The 17553-nt window shown below is 73.3% G+C and carries 18 protein-coding genes; 14 read left to right on the top strand and 4 right to left on the bottom strand.

The window, feature by feature from the left end; all coding sequences use genetic code 11:
• Positions 1-120: 120 nt before the first annotated feature.
• The 14 genes from mshA to Actkin_RS30465 all read left to right on the top strand — a co-directional run bounded on the left by mshA (position 121) and on the right by Actkin_RS30465 (position 12792).
• On the top strand, positions 121-1389 hold the full coding sequence (mshA, locus tag Actkin_RS30530; RefSeq protein ID WP_258905147.1) for a D-inositol-3-phosphate glycosyltransferase: 1269 nt from the start codon (positions 121-123) through the stop codon (positions 1387-1389).
• Complete coding sequence (locus tag Actkin_RS30525; protein WP_258905146.1) at positions 1386-1883, top strand: type III secretion system chaperone family protein; 498 nt, start codon at positions 1386-1388, stop codon at positions 1881-1883. Before mshA ends, Actkin_RS30525 begins: the two co-directional genes overlap by 4 nt.
• Before the next feature lie 67 nt (positions 1884-1950).
• The gene (locus Actkin_RS30520; RefSeq protein ID WP_258905145.1) at positions 1951-2835 is read left to right on the top strand and encodes a DUF4349 domain-containing protein; all 885 of its coding nucleotides are present in this window, start codon (positions 1951-1953) and stop codon (positions 2833-2835) included.
• A 504-nt stretch (positions 2836-3339) separates the two neighbouring features.
• Complete coding sequence (locus tag Actkin_RS30515; RefSeq protein ID WP_258905144.1) at positions 3340-4086, top strand: phosphoglyceromutase; 747 nt, start codon at positions 3340-3342, stop codon at positions 4084-4086.
• A 170-nt stretch (positions 4087-4256) separates the two neighbouring features.
• Positions 4257-5492 carry a sensor histidine kinase gene (locus Actkin_RS30510; protein WP_309569092.1) on the top strand — a complete coding sequence of 412 codons (1236 nt, stop codon included), beginning with the start codon at positions 4257-4259 and terminating at the stop codon, positions 5490-5492.
• Positions 5489-6175 carry a response regulator gene (locus Actkin_RS30505; RefSeq protein WP_189209367.1) on the top strand — a complete coding sequence of 229 codons (687 nt, stop codon included), beginning with the start codon at positions 5489-5491 and terminating at the stop codon, positions 6173-6175. The genes Actkin_RS30510 and Actkin_RS30505 overlap by 4 nt, the downstream gene beginning before the upstream one ends.
• Positions 6175-7107: a Ppx/GppA phosphatase family protein gene (locus tag Actkin_RS30500; protein WP_258905143.1), complete on the top strand. Its 933-nt coding sequence runs from the start codon at positions 6175-6177 to the stop codon at positions 7105-7107. Before Actkin_RS30505 ends, Actkin_RS30500 begins: the two co-directional genes overlap by 1 nt.
• Positions 7108-7222: 115 nt before the next feature.
• Positions 7223-8662 (top strand): Rv0497 family membrane protein, encoded by a 1440-nt coding sequence (locus Actkin_RS30495; RefSeq protein WP_189209369.1) that lies wholly within the window; start codon positions 7223-7225, stop codon positions 8660-8662.
• Positions 8659-9459, top strand: a complete 801-nt coding sequence (locus tag Actkin_RS30490) for a sugar phosphate isomerase/epimerase family protein (RefSeq protein ID WP_258905142.1) — start codon at positions 8659-8661, stop codon at positions 9457-9459. The genes Actkin_RS30495 and Actkin_RS30490 overlap by 4 nt, the downstream gene beginning before the upstream one ends.
• 41 nt (positions 9460-9500) lie before the next feature.
• The gene (locus Actkin_RS30485; protein ID WP_189209371.1) at positions 9501-10427 is read left to right on the top strand and encodes a proline dehydrogenase family protein; all 927 of its coding nucleotides are present in this window, start codon (positions 9501-9503) and stop codon (positions 10425-10427) included.
• Positions 10428-10486: 59 nt separating this feature from the next.
• Entirely contained in the window at positions 10487-11341 is an 855-nt protein-coding gene (locus Actkin_RS30480) for a thioesterase family protein (RefSeq protein WP_189209372.1), read from the top strand.
• Positions 11342-11391: 50 nt separating this feature from the next.
• Positions 11392-12204 carry a pyrroline-5-carboxylate reductase gene (gene proC / locus Actkin_RS30475; RefSeq protein WP_189209373.1) on the top strand — a complete coding sequence of 271 codons (813 nt, stop codon included), beginning with the start codon at positions 11392-11394 and terminating at the stop codon, positions 12202-12204.
• Positions 12205-12353: 149 nt separating this feature from the next.
• Positions 12354-12563 carry a helix-turn-helix domain-containing protein gene (locus Actkin_RS30470; protein WP_189209374.1) on the top strand — a complete coding sequence of 70 codons (210 nt, stop codon included), beginning with the start codon at positions 12354-12356 and terminating at the stop codon, positions 12561-12563.
• A gap of 127 nt (positions 12564-12690) precedes the next feature.
• A complete protein-coding gene (locus Actkin_RS30465) occupies positions 12691-12792 on the top strand; it encodes a 30S ribosomal protein bS22 (protein WP_018684825.1) in 102 nt (33 codons plus the stop codon).
• Positions 12793-13382: 590 nt separating this feature from the next.
• Here Actkin_RS30465 and Actkin_RS30460 read toward each other — a convergent pair.
• The 4 genes from Actkin_RS30460 to Actkin_RS30445 form a co-directional block, all read right to left on the bottom strand.
• Entirely contained in the window at positions 13383-14630 is a 1248-nt protein-coding gene (locus tag Actkin_RS30460; protein WP_258905140.1) for a cytochrome P450, read from the bottom strand.
• Positions 14630-15523 (bottom strand): HAD family hydrolase, encoded by an 894-nt coding sequence (locus Actkin_RS30455; RefSeq protein WP_189209376.1) that lies wholly within the window; start codon positions 15521-15523, stop codon positions 14630-14632. Before Actkin_RS30455 ends, Actkin_RS30460 begins: the two co-directional genes overlap by 1 nt.
• Positions 15524-15616: 93 nt before the next feature.
• The gene (locus Actkin_RS30450; RefSeq protein ID WP_258905139.1) at positions 15617-16732 is read right to left on the bottom strand and encodes a DUF5667 domain-containing protein; all 1116 of its coding nucleotides are present in this window, start codon (positions 16730-16732) and stop codon (positions 15617-15619) included.
• An 87-nt stretch (positions 16733-16819) separates the two neighbouring features.
• Entirely contained in the window at positions 16820-17461 is a 642-nt protein-coding gene (locus Actkin_RS30445) for a sigma-70 family RNA polymerase sigma factor (RefSeq protein ID WP_189209378.1), read from the bottom strand.
• Positions 17462-17553 lie beyond the last annotated feature (92 nt).

Genomic DNA, 17553 nt, shown 5'->3' with positions numbered 1-17553 from the left:
ACGAAGACCACTAAACGCCGGTCGGTCGGGAATTCCCGTCAGCGCGGGGCGTTGCACCGGCGGGGCGGCCGCGACCGCGCGGTCCACCGGAAGGGGTGAACCGGGGTGACTCCCAGGCGCATGCCGCGACGGGTCGCGGTGCTGTCCGTGCACACCTCGCCGCTGGAGCAGCCGGGCACCGGCGACGCGGGCGGCATGAACGTCTACATCGCCGAGACCGCCGCCCGGATGGCCGCGCGGGGCACGGCCGTGGAGGTGTTCACCAGGGCGACGTCGTCCGACCTGCCCCCGGTGGCCGAGCTGGCCCCCGGCGTGCTGGTCCGGCACGTGGCCGCGGGCCCCTTCGAGCCGATGGAGCGCGCGGAGCTGCCCGGCCAGCTGTGCGCGTTCACCGCGGGCGTGCTGCGCGCCGAGGCCCGCCACGAGCCCGGCTTCTACGACGTCGTGCACTCCCACTACTGGCTCTCCGGCCAGGTCGGCTGGCTGGCCCGCGACCGCTGGGGCGTGCCGCTGGTGCACACCGCGCACACCCTGGCCAAGGTCAAGAACGCCGCGCTCGCCGACGGTGACACCCCCGAGCCGCGCGGGCGGGTGATCGGCGAGCAGCAGGTGGTCGACGAGGCCGACCGGCTGATCGCCAACACCGCCGTCGAGGCCCGCCAGCTGCTCGACCTCTACGCCGCCGACCCCGCCAAGGTCGACACCGTCTCCCCGGGCGTCGACCTCGACCGCTTCCGCCCTGGCGGCCGCGCCGCCGACCGCGCCGCGCTCGGCATCGCCCCCGGCGCGTTCGTGCTGGCCTTCGTCGGGCGCATCCAGCCGCTGAAGGCCCCGGACGTGCTGCTGCGCGCCGCCGCCGAACTGATCGCCAGCGGCGCCGTGCGCCGTGCGGACCTGGTCGTCCTCGTGGTAGGCGGGCCGTCCGGCACCGGTCTGGAACAGCCGACCGCGCTGCGCGAGCTGGCCGCGGGCCTGGGCATCGACGACGTCGTGGTGTTCCTGCCCCCGCAGGGCGGGGACGCGCTGGCGCGGATCTACCGGGCCGCCGACGTCGTCGCCGTGCCCAGCCACAGCGAGAGCTTCGGCCTGGTCGCCGTGGAGGCCCAGGCGTGCGGCACGCCGGTGGTGGCCGCCGCGGTCGGCGGGCTGCCGGTCGCCGTGGCCGACGGCGTTTCCGGCCTGCTCGTCGACGGGCACCGCACCGCCGACTGGGCAGCCGCACTCGGCTCGCTGGCCCCGCCGCGCGCCCGGGCTGCGCTGGCCCAGGGCGCCGTGCGCCACGCCCGTCAGTTCTCCTGGGACCGGACCACCGACGCGCTGCTGCACGCCTACGCGATGGCGGACCAGGCTCTGCGCCACTCCCTGGCCCGTGCTGAAGTTGCGGTGTGACCGATCTCGACGTCCTGATCCGCACCACCCTCGACGAGCGCGAGCTCGCCTACGACAGCCCCGAGCCCGGCCGGTACCTGGTGACGCTGCCGGGCACCCGCAAACAGCAGACGAACTGCTGGCTGATCGTCACCAAGCACGCGCTGCTGGTCGAGGCGTTCGTCTGCCGCCAGCCCGATGAGGCGCACGAGGACGTCTACCGCTTCCTGCTGCGCCGCAACGCCAAGCTCTACGGCGTCGCCTACACCGTGGACAAGGCGGGCGACATCCACCTCGTCGGGCGCACGGCGCTGGAGTCGGTGACCGCCGAGGAGCTCGACCGGCTGCTGGGCCAGGTCCTGGAGGCCGCCGACGGCGACTTCAACACCCTGCTGGAGATCGGCTTCGCCACCGCCATCCGCCGCGAGTACGACTGGCGCGTCTCGCGCGGGGAGTCGCTGGCGAACCTGCGGGCCTTCGAGCACCTGCTCAAGCCCACCGAGTCCGAGTCGTAACCGGCAAACGGCAACGCGGGGTCCACCGGGGTCCGTCTGTGGTCTGACACCACAGGAGGGGACACCGATGACCAGGAACCGGCTGTTAGCCGTGCTGCTGCTCGCCGCCGTCGGCGTGGCGGGCTGCACTGCGTCCGACTCGTCCGGCTCGGCCGCCTACGCGCCGTCGGCGCCGACCCAGGCCGAGGACAGCCGCTCCGACGGCGGCTCGGGGGCGGGGACCGACGAGGAGGCCAAGGCCGAGGCGCCCCAGATCGACCAGCCCGGGGTCGAGCGCAAGCTGATCCGCACGGCGTCGGTGAGCGTCACCGTGCCCGTGCTGTCGGACGCCGTCGCGCGCGCCCGCCAGCTCGTGGCGGGCGTCGGCGGCTACACCGGCGACCAGGAGCACAGCGGCAACCACGCCACGATGACCCTGCACGTGCCGTCGGACCACCTCGACCGGGTCGTGACCCAGGTGTCCGAGCTGGGGACGGTCACCCGCAGCGCGCAGACGGCGACGGACGTGACCGAGCAGCTGGTCGACGTCGAGAGCCGCATCGAGACCCAGCGGGCCAGCGTCGACCGGGTGCGCGCACTGCTCGCCAAGGCGACGACCATCGACGACATCGTGCGCATCGAGTCGGAGCTGACCCAGCGCGAGGCCGACCTGGAGTCGCTGCTGAAGCGGCGCGAGACGCTGTCGGGCCAGGTCGCGGTCTCCACCCTCACCCTCAGCCTGCGCGAGTCGAGCACGGCGGCCGTGCACGACGACGGCGATGAGGAAGGCATCGGCGAGGCGTTCCGCGACGGCTGGACGGCGTTCACCGACGTGATCGCGGCCATCGGGCGCGGGCTGGCCCGCTCGCTGCCGTTCCTCGTGGTGATCGCGGCCGTGCTGGCGGGCGTCTGGGTGCGGTGGGTGCGACCGCGCAGGCGGCGCGGGACCGTGGTGGCCGACGCCGCCGAGTGAGCCGGGAGGCGCGGGGCGGTTCGGCGAGGGGGAGTCGCGGCAGTGAACCGCCCCGCGGCGATCCCGGCCGGCCTGCGAGGCGGGGGGCACCCTGCAGACCGGGCGGGCGGTGCGGTCCGGCAGGGGAGTCGGACCGCACTGTGCCGCCTGCCGGGCCAGGGAGTGCGTGGGAGCCGGCCCGGTTGGCTGCGGCCCAACTTGTCAGACAGTGGACAACTGCACAAGGCCGCTGATTACCCCAAACGGGAAAATAGCTCTCCGTAGGTAACTATTCGGTCTCGAAAACCGGCGGTCGCGCATCTCTGGGTGGGCGGAGTCGTTCAGCCGCTACTCGTTAGTCGCTCGAAAGAGTGACTCCGAGTGGGGGCGAGTGCACTTTTCGGGGCCATTCGGCCCAACGGCGGCCGGTGAACGGCCCGCGCCGATGGCGGTGGTCGCCGGGAGTGGCGTTCGCCACTTCCGCGGCCGGTCGCTCTCGGTCGGCATCTGGCAGGCTTGGCTGCCATGGGAATCGGAACCCTGGTGCTGCTCCGCCACGGCGAGAGCACGTGGAACGCGAAGAACCTGTTCACCGGCTGGGTGGACGTGCCGCTGTCGGAGAAGGGCGTCGCCGAGGCCATCCGCGGCGGCGAACTGCTCACCGAGACCGGGGTGCTGCCCGACATCGTGCACACCTCGCTGCAGCGCCGCGCCATCTCCACGGCCTACTACGCCCTGGACGCGGCCGATCGGCACTGGATTCCGGTCAAGCGGGACTGGCGGCTCAACGAGCGGCACTACGGCGCGCTGCAGGGCAAGAACAAGAAGCAGACCCTGGAGGAGTTCGGCGAGGAGCAGTTCATGCTCTGGCGCCGCTCCTACGACACCCCGCCGCCGCCGATCGAGCCCGGCGACGAGTACGCCCAGGACGGCGACCCCCGCTACGCCCACCTGGGTGACGCCCTGCCCAGGACCGAGTGCCTCAAGGACGTCGTGGCCCGGCTGATCCCGTACTGGGAGGCCGAGATCGTCCCTGACCTGCGCGCGGGCCGCACGGTCCTGGTCGCAGCGCACGGCAACTCGCTGCGCGCGCTGGTCAAGCACCTCGACGGCATCTCCGACGAGGCGATCAGCAAGCTGAACATCCCCACCGGCATCCCCCTGCGCTACGACCTCGGCGAGGACCTGTCGCCGAAGGTCGCGGGCGGGGAGTACCTCGACCCCGCCGCCGCGGAGGCCGCCGCGGCCGCCGTCGCCAACCAGGGCCGCTGACCCCGCCGACGGGGACGGCGCGCGATGTTGCCGTTCCCGTCGGGTTAGGCCACGAATGGGTGAACACGACCTGTCCGATCGGGGAACAAGTGGCCCGTAGGTGTCAGCACAGTCACTGAAGCGCCAATCGGACTGGTCCAAACCCCGCACCACCTGCTTACGATCCCCCCGTGACCGCACCGGTCTGCCTCGCATTGTCGATCGGCGCACTGCTGATCGGCCTGTTCGCCGGTTTCTCGATCGCCCGCTCCCGGGCCCGCAACCCACGCAGGCCCCCCGGCCCGACCGTCTCCGAGCTGCTCGGCCGGATCGTCGAGGCCAGCCGGACGGGCGTGGTCGTGCTCAACCACTTCGGCGACGTCGTCATCCACAACCCGCGCGCCGAGGAGCTCGGCGTCGTGCGGTCCAACCAGGTCGACGCGCGCGCCCGCAAGGCCGCCGAGGTCGTCCGCGAGACCAACCAGCTCGTGGAGGTGGACCTCTCGCCGCTGGAGTCGCGCGGGGGCCGCACCCCCGAGGCCGTGCTCGGCGAGGTCCGCCCGCTCGGCGACGGGTTCACCGTCGTGGAGACCGACGACCAGTCCGAGGCCGTGCGGCTGGAGGCCACCCGGCGCGACTTCGTCGCCAACGTCAGCCACGAGCTCAAGACCCCGGTCGGCGCGATGGCGCTGCTGGCCGAGGCCGTGCTCGACGCCGCCGACGACCCCGACGAGGTCCGCCGGTTCACCACCAAGGTCCTGCACGAGGCCAACCGGCTCGGCAAGCTCGTCACCGAGCTGATCGCGCTGTCGCGGCTGCAGGGCGCCGAGCGGCTGCCCGAGATGCACGCCGTCGAGGTCGACGCCGTGGTCCGCGAGGCGCTGGGCCGGGCCCGGCTGGCCATGGACTCCACCGGGATCGACATCGCCACCGACGCCGAGTCCGGCCTGCTGGTCGACGGTGACCGGACCCTGCTGGTGACCGCGCTGTCCAACCTGCTCGACAACGCCCTCGCCTACTCCCCGCCGGGCAGCCCGGTGTCGGTGAGCAGGCAGCGGGTCGACGGGTTCGTCGAGATCTCGGTGACCGACCGCGGCATCGGCATCGCCGAGGACGAGCAGCAGCGCGTCTTCGAGCGGTTCTACCGGGTGGACAAGGCCCGGTCGCGGGCCACCGGCGGGACCGGCCTCGGGCTGGCCATCGTCAAGCACGTCGCCGCCAACCACGGCGGCGAGGTGACCCTGTGGAGCAAGCCCGGCCTCGGGTCGACCTTCACGCTGCGCATCCCCGCGCACCTCGACCCGCCGAGCCTGGAGCCCCGGGTCGAGCCCGTCCGTGCCGGGGCGGCGTCCTCGGCAGCAGTCCCGTCGAAGGCAGTTCCGTCACCTGCGGAAGGCCACGTCAACGACCATGGAGGAACGGCATGACGAGAGTGCTCATCGTCGAGGACGAGGAGTCCTTCGCCGACCCCCTGGCCTTCCTGCTGCGCAAGGAGGGCTTCACCGCGGCCGTCGCCGCGACCGGCCAGCAGGCGCTGGAGGAGTTCGACCGCAACGGCGCGGACATCGTGCTGCTCGACCTCATGCTGCCCGGCATGAGCGGCACCGACGTGTGCAAGGCCCTGCGCCAGCGCTCCACCGTCCCGGTGATCATGGTGACGGCCCGGGACAGCGAGATCGACAAGGTCGTCGGCCTCGAGCTGGGCGCGGACGACTACGTGACCAAGCCGTACTCCGCCCGCGAGCTGATCGCCCGCGTGCGCGCGGTGCTGCGCCGCGGCGGCGAGGCCGCCGCCGACGAGCTGCTGCCCCAGGTGCTCTCCGCGGGCCCGGTGCGCATGGACGTCGAGCGGCACGTGGTGACCGTCGACGGCGCCGAGGTCGCGCTGCCGCTGAAGGAGTTCGACCTGCTGGAGTACCTGCTGCGCAACGTGGGCCGGGTGCTCACCAGGGGCCAGCTCATCGACCGGGTGTGGGGCGCGGACTACGTCGGCGACACCAAGACCCTCGACGTCCACGTCAAGCGGCTGCGCTCGAAGATCGAGCCCGACCCGGCCTCGCCCAGGCACCTGGTGACCGTGCGCGGCCTCGGCTACAAGTTCGAGGCCTGATGCGCCTGGGCGTGCTCGACGTCGGCTCCAACACCGTCCACCTGCTCGTGGTGGACGCCCACCGCGGCGCGCACCCCACGCCCGCGCGCTCGGAGAAGACCGTGCTGCGGCTCGCCGAGCGGATCACCGGGAGCGGGGAGCTGTCGAAGGCGGGGGCGGACGAGCTGGTCCGCACGGTCGCCGCGGCCAAGGACTCGGCCGCGCGGCTCGGCTGCGCCGAGCTGATGGCGTTCGCCACCTCCGCGGTGCGCGAGGCGTCGAACTCCGCGGCCGTGCTGGAGCGCGTCGCCGCCGAGACCGGGGTCGAGCTGCGGGTGCTCTCCGGCGAGGACGAGGCCCGGCTGACCTTCCTCGCCGCCCGCCGCTGGTACGGGTGGTCGGCGGGCAACCTGCTGGTCCTCGACATCGGCGGCGGCTCGCTGGAGCTGGCCATCGGCCGGGACGAGGACCCGGATGCCGCGCTGTCGGTGCCGGTCGGCGCGGGCCGGGTGCGGCGCACCCGGTTCACCGCCGACCCGCCGCCGCGCGCGGAGATCGACGCCGCCGTGGAGTGGCTCGCCGAGCAGCTCGCCCCGGTGGCGGGGAAGCTGGCCAAGCACGGGGCGCCGGACCGGGTGGTGGGCACGTCCAAGACGTTCCGGACGCTGGCCCGGCTGACCGGGGCGGCGCCGTCGTCGGCAGGGCCGAGGGTGAGCCGGGTGCTCACCGCGGCCGGGCTGCGCCAGCTGCTCGCGTTCGTGTCCCGCATGTCCGCCGCTGACCTGGCCGAACTGGAGGGGGTGAGCCCATCACGGGCCCATCAGCTCGTCGCGGGCGCGCTTGTGGCGCAGGCCACGATGCGAGCGTTGTCACTCCCGGAGTTGGAAATCGGCCCGTGGGCGCTGCGCGAAGGCGTCATCCTGAGGCGGCTGGACCAGACGAACGGCGGATAGCAGACTGTCACCTCGGCATGGGCGGTGAAGTAGCGTTCGCCGCTGCCCGCGCGTGGCCGTCCGTTGGCCGTGCGCGCACTGGACGGATGGGCCCACACGGGGCACGGTGGAGTGGATGAGTCACGAAGGCGGGTCGGAGCGCACGCAGCAGCGCACCGTGGCCGAGCTGTTGGCCAAATACGGCAACAGCTCGGAAGGCGGCGCGCCCAGGCGGCGACGCCGCAGGCCGGACGACGTGTCGGATACCGCCCCCCAGGCGATCATCGAGCGCGTCATGTCCGACAGCGGCGAGCTGCCGGTCATCCGGGAGGACCAGGAGCCGCCCGCCCGCACGTCGCACCGCCAGGGCCGGGCGGGCCGCCGGGCCGCCCCGCCGCCCGCGCAGCCGCCCGCGCCGCAGCCGCCGCCCGCACAGCCGCAGCCGCCGTCGGCCGAGCAGCCGCCGCGCCGCGGCCCCCGGCACGACCCGCCCGAGCCGATGACCGAGCAGCTGCCCAGGGTGCCGCCGTCGGCGCGCCGCCGCAGGCAGCCCGACGAGCCCGCGGCCGAGGCCGCGCCGCGCCCGCTGCCCCCGGAGCGCCGCCCCGAGCCGCCCGCGCGCCCGGAGCCGCCCGCCGGGCCGCCGCGCCGCATCGCCGCGGCGCTGGAGGGCACCCAGCGGGCCATCCCCGCGCTCGACGACCTCGACGAGGAGCCGCAGGCCGACCTGCCGCCCAACGGCCGGGGCCCGTCGCTGCCCCGGCGCGCGCCGGGCACCTCGCGCATGCCGCAGCGGGCGCCCAAGCCGATCCCGCCGCAGCCCTCGCAGCCGCTGCCCAAGCCCAAGCAGCCGTCCCAGCCGCTGCCGAAGCCGCAGCCGTCGCAGCAGCCGCCCCTGCCGCAGCCCTCCCAGCAGCTCCCGCTGCCGCAGCCGTCGCAGCAGCTCCCGCTGCCCGCCCAGCCGCTCCCGGGCCCGCAGCCGTCGCAGCAGCTGGCCAAGCCGTTCCCGCAGCCGTCGCAGCAGCTGCCGAAGCCGCCAGCGCCGGTGCCGCCGATCGCGCAGCCGACCGAGGTCAACCGGCCCGTGCGGCCGGGGGACTTCCCCGGCGACTCCGCGCAGACCGAGATCGATCCGCAGGCCCCGCCGCCGGAGTTCCTCGAGGAGCACGACGCCTTCGACGACAAGGCCGCCCGCCGCTTCGACGGCTACACCGCCCACGACGACCTGGACTCCCCGGTCGAGGATGAGGAGCTGGACGGCTTCTCCGACCTCGACGGCCTCACCGAGGACGCCGAGCCCGACGAGGAGGTCTCGCCCGCCAAGGCGTGGCTGACGATGATCGGCCAGCTCGCGCTGGGCGTGGTGGGCGGCGCGGCGGTGTGGCTGGGCTTCAACTGGCTGTGGGGCTTCCAGCCGGTGGCGGCGCTGGTCCTCGCGGTGCTGGTCATCGCGGGCCTGGTGTTCATCGTCCGCAAGATCCGCCGCGCCGACGACCTCAACACCACGATCCTGGCCGTGCTGGTGGGGCTGGTCGTCACCGTCTCCCCGGCCGCGCTGCTGATCATCGGGCAGTGACGCCGATCCCGGTCGGGCTCTCGACCGCGTCCGTGTGGCCGCGGTCGGCGGCCACCGGGTTCACCACCGCGGCCGAGCTGGGCTACGACGGCGTCGAGGTCATGGTCTGGGCCGATCCGCTGAGCCAGGACGTGGCCGCGCTGCGCCGCCAGGTCGACCGCACCGGGGTGCCCGTGCTGGCCGTGCACGCGCCGTGCCTGCTGATCACCCAGCGGGTGTGGTCGCCGGACCCGGAGACGCGGCTGCGCCGATCGGTGGAGGCCGCCCAGGAGCTGGGCGCGCGCACGGTCGTGGTGCACCCGCCGTTCCGCTGGCAGCGCCGCTACGCCGACGCCTTCCCGGACCTGGTGGCGTCGCTGGAGGACGCGACGGGGATCGCGGTCGCGGTCGAGAACATGTTCCCGGTGCGCAGGGGGCGCGCGGTCGTGTCGGCCTTCCGGCCGTCCACCGACCCCACCGTCGTCGGCCACCGGCACTACACGCTGGACCTGTCGCACACCGCCGCCGCTGGGGTGGACGCCGTCGGCCTGGCCGAGCGGATGGGCGCGGGCCTGACGCACCTGCACCTGGCGGACGGGACCGGGGTGGCCAAGGACGAGCACCTGGTGCCCGGGCGCGGCGCCCAGCCGTGCGCCCGCGTGCTCCAGACCCTGGCCGCGACGGGGTTCGGCGGGCAGGTCGTGCTGGAAGTGAACACCCGACGGGCCCGCACGGCGGCCGAACGGCTCAGGGATCTGGCCGAGGCGCTGCGCTTCGCCCGGGTCCATCTGGCCCATAAACGTAGGATGACCCCATAGGGGATCGGCAACCGGGAACGCGGTGGTCGTACCCTTCGCTCGTGAACCCCTTGCGTTCGATCATCCTGGCCGCCGCCAAGAACGGGGCCATCCGCAACGCGGTCGCCACCGCGCCCGTGAGCCGGGACGTTGTGCGCCGCTTCGTCGCGGGCGAGACCACCGCCGACGCCGTCGCCGTGACCCGGCGCCTCGTCGCCGACGGGCTCGCCGTCACCCTCGACTACCTGGGCGAGGACACGACCGACGCCGCACTGGCCGAGTACACCGTCCGCGCGTACGAGGACCTGCTCGCCCGGCTGCACGCCGAGGGCCTGAGCGACCGCGCCGAGGTCAGCGTCAAGCTCTCCGCCGTCGGCCAGCTCCTCGACGAGGACCTGGCGCTGGCCAACGCGCAGCGCGTCTGCCGCGCCGCCGAGGCGGCCGGGACGACGGTGACGCTGGACATGGAGGACCACACCACCACGGACTCCACCCTGCGCATCCTCCGCGAGCTGCGCGGCACGTGGCCGTGGGTGGGCGCGGTGCTCCAGTCGTACCTGCACCGGACCCTCGACGACGTCCAGGACCTCGCGTCGTCGGGCTCGCGGGTGCGGCTGTGCAAGGGCGCCTACGCCGAGCCGGAGACCGTCGCGTTCGCCGCGGGCCTGGAGACCGACCTCAGCTACGTCCGCTGCGTCAACGCCCTGCTGTCGGGCGACGGGTACCCCATGTTCGCCACGCACGACCCGCGCATGGTGCGGATCATCACCGAGCGCGCGGAGGCCCACGGCCGCAAGCCGGGGTCCTTCGAGTTCCAGATGCTGTACGGCATCCGCCCCGAGGAGCAGCTCCGTCTGGCGCAACTGGGCCACACCGTGCGGGTGTACGTGCCCTACGGCGGCGAGTGGTACGGCTACCTGATGCGGCGGCTGGCCGAGCGGCCCGCGAACATGATGTTCTTCCTGCGTGCGCTCGCCAGCCGGAACTGAGGTCGCTTTCGGCCCCTGCAAAGCCAAACCCGGCCACTGGGCGTGGCAGGCTGTGGCCCATGAGTAGTGCTGCTGGACCCGGCGACGTGCGGGTGGGCGGGCAGGCGCCCGCCGGAGGAGCGTTCGCCGCGGCGACCAGGGTGCGGGCGCTAGGGGACGGCACGTTCACCGCCGACCTGCCCGCGTCCTGGACGGTTGGGGGGCGTCCGCACGGCGGATTCCTGCTGGCCCTGATGGCCAGGGCGGCGGTGGCCGCGCACAGCGCGGGCGCGCCGCTGGTGGACCCGCTGTCGGTGAGCGCGCAGTTCCTGCGCCCGCCCGGCGTCGGCCCGGTCCTGCTGCGCACCGACGTGCGCAAGGCGGGCCGCCGCACCACCGTCGTCTCCGTCCACTTGGAACAGAGCGGCGGCCCGTGCGTCGAGGCGATGGTGACCACGGGCAGGCTCCCGCGCGAGCGGGCGGCCTGGAGCGACCTGCCGAACCAGCCGGCCGAGCCGCCCGGCAACGCGGTGGACCTGGCCACGCTGCCCTCGGCGTCGGTGTTCAAGCTGACCGCGGGCTGCGACGTCCGGCTGGACCCGAACGGCGCGGGCTTCCTGCACGGCCACGTCGGCGACCCGTTGCGCCTGCGCCTGTGGGCCCGGCCGAGGGGAGAGCACGCCGACCCGCTGTTCGCGCTGGTGGCCGGGGACATCTCGATGCCGGTCACGTTCAACCTGGGCAGGCTGGGCTGGTCGCCGACCGTGCAGCTGACCGCCCACCTGCGCTCGCGCCCCGCGCCGGGCTGGCTGCGCATCCAGGTCGAGTCCCGGGCCGTGCACGGCATGTGGTTCGACGCGGACGCGACCGTCGTCGACGCGACCGGCCGCCTGGTCTGCCAGGCCCGTCAGCTGGCGCTTTCGGCCATGGCGTGACCGCGGGACCGGCACGGCCCGGCGACGTGCCGTGCCATTAGCCTTACGCCATGACGACTGTGGCTGTGCTCGGCGCGGGAAAGATCGGCGAGGCCCTGCTCTCGGGTCTCCTGCACGCCGGGCGCAGCGCCGACGACCTGCTGTTCACCGAACGCCACGCCGAGCGCGCCGCCGAGCTGACCGCCACCTACGGCATCCGCTCGGCCGACGTGCCCACGGCGGCCAAGACGGCCGACGTGCTGGTGGTCGCCGTCAAGCCGCAGGACATCGACCCGCTGCTGGACGACCTGGCGGGCGTGGTGGGCCCGGAGACCCTCGTGGTGTCGCTCTGCGCTGGCCTGCCGACGGCCCTGTTCGAGCGCAGGCTGCCGCACGGCGTGCCGGTGGTGCGGGTCATGCCCAACACGCCGATGCTCGTCGGCGAGGCCATGAGCGCCATCTCGCCGGGCCGCCACGCCGGTCCCGAGCACCTGGCGATCGTGGAGGAGCTGCTGAGCGCGGTCGGCAAGGTCGCCAGGGTGCCGGAATCGCAGCAGGACGCGGTCACCGCGCTGTCGGGTTCCGGCCCGGCGTACTTCTTCTTCCTGGTCGAGGCCATGATCGACGCGGGCATCCTGCTCGGCCTGCCGCGCGCGGTCGCCGAGAAGCTCATCGTCCAGTCCGCCGTCGGCGCGGCCGCGATGCTGGCCGAGACCGGCGAGCACCCGGTGACCCTGCGCGAGGCCGTCACCTCGCCAGCGGGGACCACGATCATGGCTATCCGCGAGCTGGAGCGCCACGGCGTGCGCGCCGCCCTGCTCGCGGCCATCGAGGCCGCCCGCGACCGCTCCCGCGAGCTGGGCCAGCCCCACGACGCCGACTGACCCAACCGGCTGCAAGTTGCGGGTTTAGCGGCCCGCGGCGTCGCACTGGTCACAGGTGTCCCGCTACCCTCGGGAGAGCACGTGCGTGTCGAAACCGCCGGTGGGGAAGCCGACGGCGCGACGCGTGGTTAAGGACGCGGTGAACCATGATGTCTGCGAACAAGCGAGATCCGGCCATCGCGCCGGTCCAGTTCCTGACGGTGGCCGAGGTCGCCACGATGATGCGGGTCTCCAAGATGACCGTCTACCGCCTGGTCCACGGCGGCGAGCTCCCCGCGGTGCGGGTCGGCAAGTCGTTCCGGGTGCCGGAGAAGGCGGTCCACGACTACCTGGAGAAGGCCTACTTCGACGCCGGATGACGCCCGCCAAGGCCAACCGGGTACCCTGGACGTCCGTTGTGCCTGGTGTCTTGGCGCGCGTCGGTGACGTGCCCGCACCTTCAGCGCCCGGCACCCGTTCCACCCACGACGACAGCTAAGGACGCCCATGGGCTCAGTCATCAAGAAGCGCCGCAAGCGCATGTCGAAGAAGAAGCACCGCAAGCTGCTGCGCAAGACGCGTGTCCAGCGTCGCAAGCTGAAGAAGTAGGCAGTACAAGCAGTACACACCGCAGCGCCCGCCCCCCAGGGGACGGGCGCTGCGGCGTATTTGTCCAAAATATGTTCAAAATATCTTCAAAAGAAGCGCAACCACCCGCCCAACGCAAGTCGCCCCACCCAAATGTCCGATGGGGTGAACCCGCATTCGTGGGGAGAAAAGCGGTGCTACCCTTGCTCGGCGCGGAACGGCTTCGCCGCTCCGCCCTTCTTTCCGCGCCGCGCCGCTTTTCTTAGGGGCCCCGCGAATGCGGGTTCACCCCATCGGACGCCCAAGAATCACATCGCGCTTCGGATCTTGGGGTCTGGCGCGCCCCAGGCGCACACCTTGGCAGGAGTAAGGCGTCGTAGGGCGGCAGGCGGGGGCGTGGGTGGTTCGCGAGTTGCTTTGGGGGTGTCCGATGGAGTGAACTCGCATTCGCGGGGCCCCTAAGCGAAGCGGCGCGGGCGTGAACAAAGGGCGGAGCGGCGAAGCCGTCCACGCCCGAGCGAGGGTAGCACCGCTTCGCTCCCCACGAATGCGAGTCCACTCCATCGGACAGAAGCGTCACGCGTGTTGCGTGTGTGGGTGGTTGCGTTGCTTTACAGGGTTTGTAAGCGAAGATTGCGTAGGCCACGGATAACTGTGGTTGGTCGCCACTTGGGCTTTCCTGTGATCTTCAGGTTGGGTAGGCGGGTTGCCAGGGCTCGGAGGGCCACGTCCGCCTCCATCCGGGCCAGTGGGGCGCCCAGGCAGTAGTGGATGCCGCTGGAGAACGCCAGGTGGTCCTTCTCGTCCGTGCGGTCGGGGTCGAACGTCTCCGGGCTGGTGAAGGCGGCCGGGTCTCGGCCTGCGGAGGCCATCAGGACCACCACGAAGGTGTCCTTGCGGAGTCGGTGTCCGGCCAAGTCCACATCCTCATGCGGCACGCGCTGGGTCATCTGGACCGGGGGCTCGTACCGGAGGACTTCCTCCACCACGGCGGGGGTGATTTCCGGCTCCTCGCGCATCCGCTCCCACACGTCCGGATGGCGGGCCAGGGTCCAGGCCGCGTTGGCGATCAGGTTGGTCGTCGTCTCGAAGCCCGCGATCAGCAGGAGTTCGCAGGTGGCGATCAGGTCGTCGGCGGAGAGGTCCGCGGTGGCGAGGGTGCTGATCACGTCCTCGCCCGGGGTCTCGCGCCTGCGGTCGATCAAGGCGGTGAACATCTCCCGCAGGGACGACGTGGCCGTGCGCAGGGCGCGGGCGTGGCGGAGGGTCCGGACGCCGTCGAGGGCGCCGCCGAGGACGCGGCCGTAGTGGGTGAAGCGGGCCGCGTCGACGTCCGGGATGCCCATGAGGTCGCTGATCACGGCGATCGGGAGCGGGGCGGCGAAGTCGGCGATCAGGTCGAAGCGGGGCTTCGCCGTGGCCGCGTCCAGCAGCCGGGTCGTCGTCTTCACGACCGAGGCGCGGTAGCCCTCGATGCGGCCGGGGCCGAACGCGGGACGGGCCAGGGCGCGCAGGCGGGAGTGGTCCGGCGGGTCGCGCTCCAGGAACGTCGGCGTCGCGGGGTGGTCGGTGGGCAGCGGGGTCGCGGTGAACGGCTCCGGGAGCGTCCCGTCGGTGGTGCGCACGCCGAAGCGCCGGTCACGCAGGACCTGGTGGCACAGCTCGTGCGTCGAGACCACCGCCATGCCTGCCCGGCTGCGGTACACCGCGGGGCCCGAGCGCAGGTCCGCGTACGTCCGGTACGGGTCGGCGCGCCACGGGGGCGCGGTGAGGCGGGTCAGGCGGTCGCCGCTGACGGCCAGGCCCCAGGTGACGGCGCGGTAGAACGCCAGCCGGGTCGCCAGCGCCGCCTGGTCCATCAGGCCGTCCGCCGCCGGTACGCCAGGCCAGCGGCCACCGCGCCCGCCACCGCCCCGGCGCCGAGGACCGACGGGACGCCGATCTTCGCCGCCTTGCGGCCGGTGCGGAAGTCGCGGATCTCCCAGCCGCGCTTACGGGCAGCGTCGCGCAGCGCGCCGTCGGGGTTGACCGCGACGGCCGTGCCCACGACCGACAGCATCGGCACGTCGTTGGCCGAGTCGGAGTAGGCCGTGCAGCGGCGCAGGTCCAGCCCCTCCCGCGCGGCCAGGGAGCGGACCGCGTGGGCCTTCGCCGGGCCGTGCAGCATCTCGCCGACGAGCTTGCCGGTGAAGACGCCGTCGACGCTCTCGGCGACGGTGCCCAGCGCGCCGGTCAGGCCGAGGCGGCGGGCGATGATCGTGGCCAGCTCGACCGGGGTCGCGGTGACCAGCCAGACCCGCTGGCCCGCGTCGAGGTGCATCTGGGCCAGCGCCCGGGTGCCCGGCCAGATCCGGTCGGCCATGAGCTCGTCGTAGATCTCCTCGCCGAGCTCGGCCAGCTCGGCCACCGAGTGTCCGGCCACAAAGGACAGCGCCTGCTCGCGGTGGTTGCGGATGCCCTCGACGCTCTCCTTGCCGCCGACCCGGAACATCATCTGCTGCCAGGCGAAGCGGGCGAGGTCGGCGTTGGTGAAGAACTTGCGCGCGGCCAGGCCGCGGGCGAAGTGGAAGATCGACGCGCCCATCATCATGGTGTTGTCGACGTCGAAGAACGCGGCGGCGGTGAGGTCGATCGGGGTGTCGACGGTGTCGACCCGCTCCAGCGAGACCGCCGCCTCCGCGCTGGCCTGGCCCGCCTCCTCGGCCAGCCGCGCCAGCTCCCGGCGTTCCTCCCCACGCCTCAGCGACGACACCGCGGCCTCCCTGCTCCGGCGAGTTCCCAAGACTCGGCAATTGGAAACAGCGTAGCGATTCGGCAGGCAGGCCCGCTGGGGAAGTGGACCGGGCTACCGCGCCCCCAGCCCGGGCACCAGCGCCGGGACGCCGATGGTCGGCAGCGGCAGCGGCGGGTTGGGGTCCACCGTCGTCGTGCCGTCCGGGGTCGTGCTGAGCGGGACCGACGGCGCGGAGGGCGCGATCGTCCCGGAGGGAGCCGTCGGCTCGGGCCCGCCGGGCGTGGTCGGCCCGCCGAGGGTCCGTCCGGGATGGCCGGTGGGGGCCGGGGCGCTCGGCGCCGAGGTCGTGGCGGTCGTCCCCGGCGTCGGCGCGGGCACGCACGGCGAGGTGGCGGGCAGCGCGCCCACGTCGTCGACGCCGCCGGAGGTGACCTGGGCGCAGGACATCCGCGCCGACAGCGCGCCCGCCCTGGTGGCGATCCGCTCCAGCAGCGCGATCGACACCGCGCGCGGCGCGACGACGTCGACGGGCACCGGCAGCGCGCCCAGCCGCAGGCGCTGGACCTCCGCCCACTCGCCCAGGGTGCGCAGCAGCGCGCCGTCGGCGGCCACGGCGATCGCGGTCAGCGAGCGCGAGCCCGCGGCGGCGTCGTGGTTGAAGTCGGTCAGCGACGCCAGGTACGACCGCAGCGGCGCGTCGGCCGGGTCGGCGTAGCGGCGGGCCAGCGTCTCCAGCTCGGTGACCCGGGCGGTGGCGAACTCAAGGTGCTTGAACGCGCGGTCCTCGTCGCCGAAGGTCAGGCCGAGCGAGGCGGCCTCGCCGGTGCGCTTGATCCCGTACAGCGGGTCGCCGGGCAGGGCGTCGCGGGCCAGCAGCAGGCTCATCCCGGCCAGGGAGAACACCAGGGCCAGCACGGCGACGGCGGCCACGGCGAAGCGCCCGCGCGCGCCGAATCCCGTTCTCGGCTCGTCGGCGGGCTGGGTGGCGACCCCTGCTGCGCGGCGTCCGCGCGGAGCCCGCCCGGCGCGCGGCGGTCGCGGGGACGGGGCGCGCGGCGACGGCGTGGGCTTGGCTAAGCCAGCGAGGACCCGGTCCCGCATGCGCGAGCGCTCGGCGGCGTCGGGCGCGGTCAACGGGGCCAGTTCCGCGAGCAGCGCGCGGACGGCGTCCTCGGACGGCTCGCCACCGCCCGGTTCGCGCTGTCCTCTGCCGTCGCTCCGCACCATCCCACTCCGACTCGTGTCGTTCCCGCCCAGTGAAAACGAGCTTCGCGCACCCGGGGTTACGGCGATGACGGTATCGGTCGGCCGCCGCTATCTGATCTCGGTGGGCAGCAGTTGCGCCAGCCGCCGCACCGCCCGGTGCTGCAGCGCCTTCACCGCGCCCTCGTTGCGGTTCATCACCCTGGCGGTCTCGGCGACCGTCAGGCCCTGCAGGAAGCGCAGCACGATGCATTCGCGCTGGTCGTCGCCGAGCTGGTCGACGCAGGCCAGCAGCGCGTCGCGGGTGACCTTGGACATCACCTGCTGCTCGGGACCGGCCTCCACCCGCTCGGAGTCGCGGATCTCCGGGGTGGCCACCTCCAGCCGGAACCGGCTGGACTTGACGTGGTCGAGCACGAGGTTGCGGGCGATGGTCACGAACCACGCGCCCACGTCCCGGCCCTGGTAGCTGACGCTGGTGATCCTCCGCAGCGCGCGTAAGAAGGTCTCGCTGGTGACGTCCTCGGCCAGCTCGCGGTCGCCCACGCGGAACAGCACGTACCGGAAGACGATGTCGACGTAGCGGTCGTAGAGGCTGCCGAAGGCGACCGTGTCGCCGCCCTGCGCCGCCCGGACCAGGTCCCAGGCGTCGCCCTGCTCCGGCTCGGGTTCGCGCACGTCAGGGGCCCGATCCGGGGCGGATCGGGCCAGCGGCACGGCCGAAGCCTGCGACGGGCGCGTCTGGCGGGTCATCGGACAGGCGCACTCTCCTCGACGGGGTCCGGGTTCGGAGCTTACGTGTTGTTACTTCTAAGTAGGTGTGACAAGTGTGAGGCCTCGGGGTT

Source organism: Actinokineospora sp. UTMC 2448 (assembly GCF_024760565.1).
Taxonomy (GTDB): Bacteria; Actinomycetota; Actinomycetes; order Mycobacteriales; family Pseudonocardiaceae; genus Actinokineospora; species Actinokineospora fastidiosa.
This window is presented reverse-complemented; position numbering and strand designations above follow the sequence as displayed.

Coding starts and splice junctions, on each gene's coding strand:
- mshA (WP_258905147.1), top strand. CDS start 121: ATGCCGCGACGGGTCGCGGTGCTGTCCGTGCACACCTCGCCGCTGGAG.
- Actkin_RS30520 (WP_258905145.1), top strand. CDS start 1,951: ATGACCAGGAACCGGCTGTTAGCCGTGCTGCTGCTCGCCGCCGTCGGC.
- Actkin_RS30515 (WP_258905144.1), top strand. CDS start 3,340: ATGGGAATCGGAACCCTGGTGCTGCTCCGCCACGGCGAGAGCACGTGG.
- Actkin_RS30505 (WP_189209367.1), top strand. CDS start 5,489: ATGACGAGAGTGCTCATCGTCGAGGACGAGGAGTCCTTCGCCGACCCC.
- Actkin_RS30500 (WP_258905143.1), top strand. CDS start 6,175: ATGCGCCTGGGCGTGCTCGACGTCGGCTCCAACACCGTCCACCTGCTC.
- Actkin_RS30495 (WP_189209369.1), top strand. CDS start 7,223: ATGAGTCACGAAGGCGGGTCGGAGCGCACGCAGCAGCGCACCGTGGCC.
- Actkin_RS30480 (WP_189209372.1), top strand. CDS start 10,487: ATGAGTAGTGCTGCTGGACCCGGCGACGTGCGGGTGGGCGGGCAGGCG.
- proC (WP_189209373.1), top strand. CDS start 11,392: ATGACGACTGTGGCTGTGCTCGGCGCGGGAAAGATCGGCGAGGCCCTG.
- Actkin_RS30470 (WP_189209374.1), top strand. CDS start 12,354: ATGTCTGCGAACAAGCGAGATCCGGCCATCGCGCCGGTCCAGTTCCTG.
- Actkin_RS30465 (WP_018684825.1), top strand. CDS start 12,691: ATGGGCTCAGTCATCAAGAAGCGCCGCAAGCGCATGTCGAAGAAGAAG.
- Actkin_RS30460 (WP_258905140.1), bottom strand. CDS start 14,630: ATGGACCAGGCGGCGCTGGCGACCCGGCTGGCGTTCTACCGCGCCGTC.
- Actkin_RS30450 (WP_258905139.1), bottom strand. CDS start 16,732: ATGGTGCGGAGCGACGGCAGAGGACAGCGCGAACCGGGCGGTGGCGAG.
- Actkin_RS30445 (WP_189209378.1), bottom strand. CDS start 17,461: ATGACCCGCCAGACGCGCCCGTCGCAGGCTTCGGCCGTGCCGCTGGCC.